Consider the following 3,457-nt stretch of genomic DNA (forward strand, 5'->3'; position numbering starts at 1 on the left):
TCTGCTTTGAACAGTTGTCAAGAAAGTACGGGCTTGCCTAGTAAATCGCCTTGTACCCCGGAGGAGGGGGGAGGAGGGAAAAGAGAACCCTGAGGCCATAAGCCAAAAGCTCCAAGAACGCCCGCACCATCGCCGTCTTGGGCTTCCTTTCCGCCAAATACCCACCCCTAAGCCCCGTCTTCATCCCCCCAAACACCCCCTCCACCACCCCACGAAACCGGTACACCGCCGGATCCCACACCTCCTGCCCGTGAAACCCCGCGTCCGCCAACAGCATCCCCCTGGAGGGGCGAAACCTTCCCAAAGCCCATGCCCCCAAGACCGTGTCGGAAGCGTACCCCGCTCCCACACTCCCCCCAAAGGGCCAAAGGAGCTTCCTCCCCCGCTCCCACCGCACCAGGGCCAGGAGCCGGCTATGCCCCCGCACCCGCCGCACCTCCTCCCCCCTGCGGTACCGCAGAACCTGGTCCTCCCTCCGGTAGCGTTGAGGGGAAGGGGAAAAGACCCGGGACGCCTCCTCCCCAAGGTGCTGGCGCTAGGCTTGGAGGTCCTTCCCTTTACCCAAGAGGAGGCCATGGTGGCCGCGGAGCTGGATCCCCAGACCCGTGGCCTGGGCCTGTCCTTGGGGGACCGGGCTTGTCTCGCCACGGCCAAGGTCCACGGCCTCCTTGCCCTTACCGCCGATAGGGCCTGGCTTCAAGTGGAGGGCGTTCGGGTGGAAACCATTCGCTAGGGCAGGAAGCCCTCGAGGATCTCCTCCACCTGGTCCGTCTCAATCAGGAAAGCGTCGTGGCCGTGCGGGCTTTTGATCTCCCGGTAGCGGCCCCCGCTCAGGCGGGCGGCTTGGCGCACCTCCCAGGCGGGGTAGAGGAGGTCGGTGTCAATCCCTACGAAGAGGGAGGGGATGCTCCGGAGCCGCTTCAGGGCCTCCTCCACCCCGCCCCGGTCCCGGCCCACATCGTGGGTGTCCATGGCCCGGGAGAGGACGAGGTAGCTTTCGGCGTGGAAGCGCTTGAGGAACTTCTCCCCCTGGTAGTCCAAGTAGGTTTCCCCCAGCTCGGGCTCGGCGCCCCAGCGGGCCTCAAACCCCTCGGGGGCCCGGTAGCTCATCATGGCGATGCCCCGGGCCAGGGCCATGCCCCTGGGGGCGGGGTTGCCCTTCTGGTACCCGGGGTCCTGCAGGATGGCCTGGCGGGCGAGGTGGTTGAAGGCCCGGGCCCAGGGCCCGTGCCGGGCGGGGGCGGCCAGGACCACGAGCTTTTTGACCCGCTCGGGGTACATGAGGGCGAACTCCAGGGCCACCATTCCCCCCAGGCTCCCCCCGATCACCACGGCCTTTTCTACCCCCAGGTGGTCCAAAAGCCTCGCCTGGGCCCGGGCCAGGTCGCGGATGGTGAGGGGCGGGAAGTCCCGGCCGTAGGGCTTGCCCGTGCGGGGGTCTAGGGAGAGGGGCCCGGTGGAGCCGTAGCAGCTTCCCAGGTGGTTGGCGGAGACCACGTAGTAAAGGGCGGGGTCCAGGATGCGCCCTGGGCCCACCAGGCTGTCCCACCATCCTTCGCGGCCGAAGGCTTGCTCCAAGGGGGAAAGGCTTTGGAAGGTGGCCTCCTCGTAGGTGCCCGCCAGGTGGGCGCTTCCCGTGAGGGCGTGGAAGACGAGGACGGCGTTGTCCCGCTTGCGGGAGAGCCCGCCGTAGGTTTCAAAGCGCAGGCGGACCTCGGGGAGGAAGCCCCCCAGCTCCGTGTAAAAACCCTCCCGCCGAGGGAAGAGGACGGCGGTGCGGGGCTTGGGCGGGGGGATGGAAAGGGGGGAGCGGGGGGGTTTGAGGAGAAGGGCCTCGTGGTCGCCCCAGGCCTCGAGGGTGATCTCGCTCATGCCAGGGCCTCCGCCAGCTCCGCCTTCAGGTCCTCCACGTGCTCCAGGCCCACGCTGAGCCGCACCATCTCCGGGGAAACCCCCGCCAGGGCCTGCTCCTCGGGGGAAAGCTGGGAGTGGGTGGTGGAGGCGGGGTGGATGGCCAGGGTGCGGGTGTCCCCCACGTTGGCCAGGTGGGAGATGAGCTTGAGGCGGGAGATGAAGCGCTTAGCCCCCTCGTAGCCCTCCTTGTGGCCGAAGGTGAGGACCGCTCCCGGTTTGCCCCGGAAGTACTTCTGGGCCCGGGGGTAGTGGGGGTGGTCCGCGAGCCCGGGGTAGTTCACCCAGGCCACCTTGGGGTGCTCCCGGAGCCAGTGGGCCAGGTGAAGGGTGTTTTCCACGTGGCGTTCGGCCCTCAAGGAGAGGGTTTCCATCCCCAGGAGGACCACCCAGGCCTCAAAGGGGCCGAGGGCCTGCCCTTGGTCCCGCAAGCCGTCCACCCGGGCCTTGACGATGAAGGCCAGCTCCCCAAAGGCCTCGGTGAGCTTCAGCCCGTGGTAGCCCGGCTGGGGCTCGGTGAGGAGGGGGTAGCGCCCGTTGTCCCAAGGGAAGTTCCCCCCGTCCACCAGGCCCCCGGCGATCACCGCCCCGTGCCCCCCCACCCACTTGGTGAGGGAGTGGGTCACCAAGGCGGCTCCCCATTCCAAGGGCCTCAGGAGGTAGCCCCCCATGCCGAAGGTGTTGTCCACGATGAGGGCCACCCCCGCTTCCCGGGCGGCTTGGGCCAGGGCCTCGAGGTCGGGGACATTCAGGGCCGGGTTCCCGATGGACTCCACCCACCAGGCCCGGGTCCTTTCGTCGGTGAGGGCCAAAAACTCTTCGGGCCTTTCCTCCCGGGAGGTGAAGCGCACCTCAATCCCTAAGCGCTTCAGGGTCACCTTGAACTGGTTGAAGGTGCCCCCGTAGAGGTTGGGGGTGGAAACGAGGTTGTCCCCCGCCTGGGCCAAGGTGGTGAGGGCCAGGAACTGGGCGGCGTGGCCGCTGCTGGTGGCCAAAGCCGCCTTCCCCCCCTCCAAGGCGGCCAGGCGCTTTTCCAGCACGTCCACCGTGGGGTTCATGATGCGGGAATAGATGTTGCCGAAGGCCCGGAGGGCGAAGAGGTCGGCGGCGTGCTCGGGGCTTTGGAAGACGTAGCTCGTGGTGGGGTAGATGGGAACCTGGCGGCTTAAGGTGGTGGGTTCCGGCTCGTAGCCGGCGTGAAGCTGCAGGGTTTCAAAGCGCATCCTCGGCCTCCTTTCCAAGACCCGGCCTGGGGCGCTTGGAAGGGGCCGTAAAAAGCCCCTTCCCGGCAAGACCGTTCTCTCGCCAAGAAGGGGTTGGGCGTGGCGCTTACCCCCCTCTCTTATCGTCCCCGGGCGTTTCCCCCGCCCGGGCCGGCCTTGGCACCAGCCCCGCCCGCATCCGGCCATGGAACGGAAGGGGCGGGAGGTTGCCGCGGTTTCACTGGGCCGTACCCTCCACCGCTCTGGATAAGAGAACGGGCTGGTTTTCGCCGCGCCCCGGCGCGGTTAGGAGCCAGTGTAGGGAAAAGGAGGCCCCTCGTCAA

3 protein-coding genes, 1 pseudogene and 1 riboswitch are annotated in these 3,457 nt (G+C 67.9%); of the genes and pseudogenes, 1 reads left to right on the plus strand and 3 read right to left on the minus strand.

All coding sequences use genetic code 11. The annotated features are described in order from the left end of the window. Nucleotides 1-37: 37 nt before the first annotated feature. A pseudogene (locus tag QT17_RS10815) lies at nucleotides 38-481 on the minus strand (hypothetical protein); the annotation flags it as partial. A gap of 45 nt (nucleotides 482-526) precedes the next feature. Here QT17_RS10815 and QT17_RS10820 point away from each other — a divergent pair. Continuing rightward, entirely contained in the window at nucleotides 527-733 is a 207-nt protein-coding gene (locus QT17_RS10820) for a PIN domain-containing protein (protein WP_152607392.1), read from the plus strand. On the opposite strand, the gene metX is transcribed toward QT17_RS10820, so the two are convergent. Next, the gene (gene metX, locus QT17_RS10825) at nucleotides 730-1,872 is read right to left on the minus strand and encodes a homoserine O-acetyltransferase (protein ID WP_039459931.1); all 1,143 of its coding nucleotides are present in this window, start codon (nucleotides 1,870-1,872) and stop codon (nucleotides 730-732) included. The two genes, QT17_RS10820 and metX, sit on opposite strands and share 4 nt — an antisense overlap. After that, nucleotides 1,869-3,134 (minus strand): O-acetylhomoserine aminocarboxypropyltransferase/cysteine synthase family protein, encoded by a 1,266-nt coding sequence (locus QT17_RS10830; RefSeq protein ID WP_039459933.1) that lies wholly within the window; start codon nucleotides 3,132-3,134, stop codon nucleotides 1,869-1,871. Before QT17_RS10830 ends, metX begins: the two co-directional genes overlap by 4 nt. A gap of 116 nt (nucleotides 3,135-3,250) precedes the next feature. Continuing rightward, a riboswitch (SAM riboswitch) is annotated at nucleotides 3,251-3,387 on the minus strand. Nucleotides 3,388-3,457: the final 70 nt, after the last annotated feature.

This window comes from Thermus sp. 2.9 (genome assembly GCF_000794385.1).
GTDB classification, from domain to species: domain Bacteria; phylum Deinococcota; class Deinococci; order Deinococcales; family Thermaceae; genus Thermus; species Thermus thalpophilus.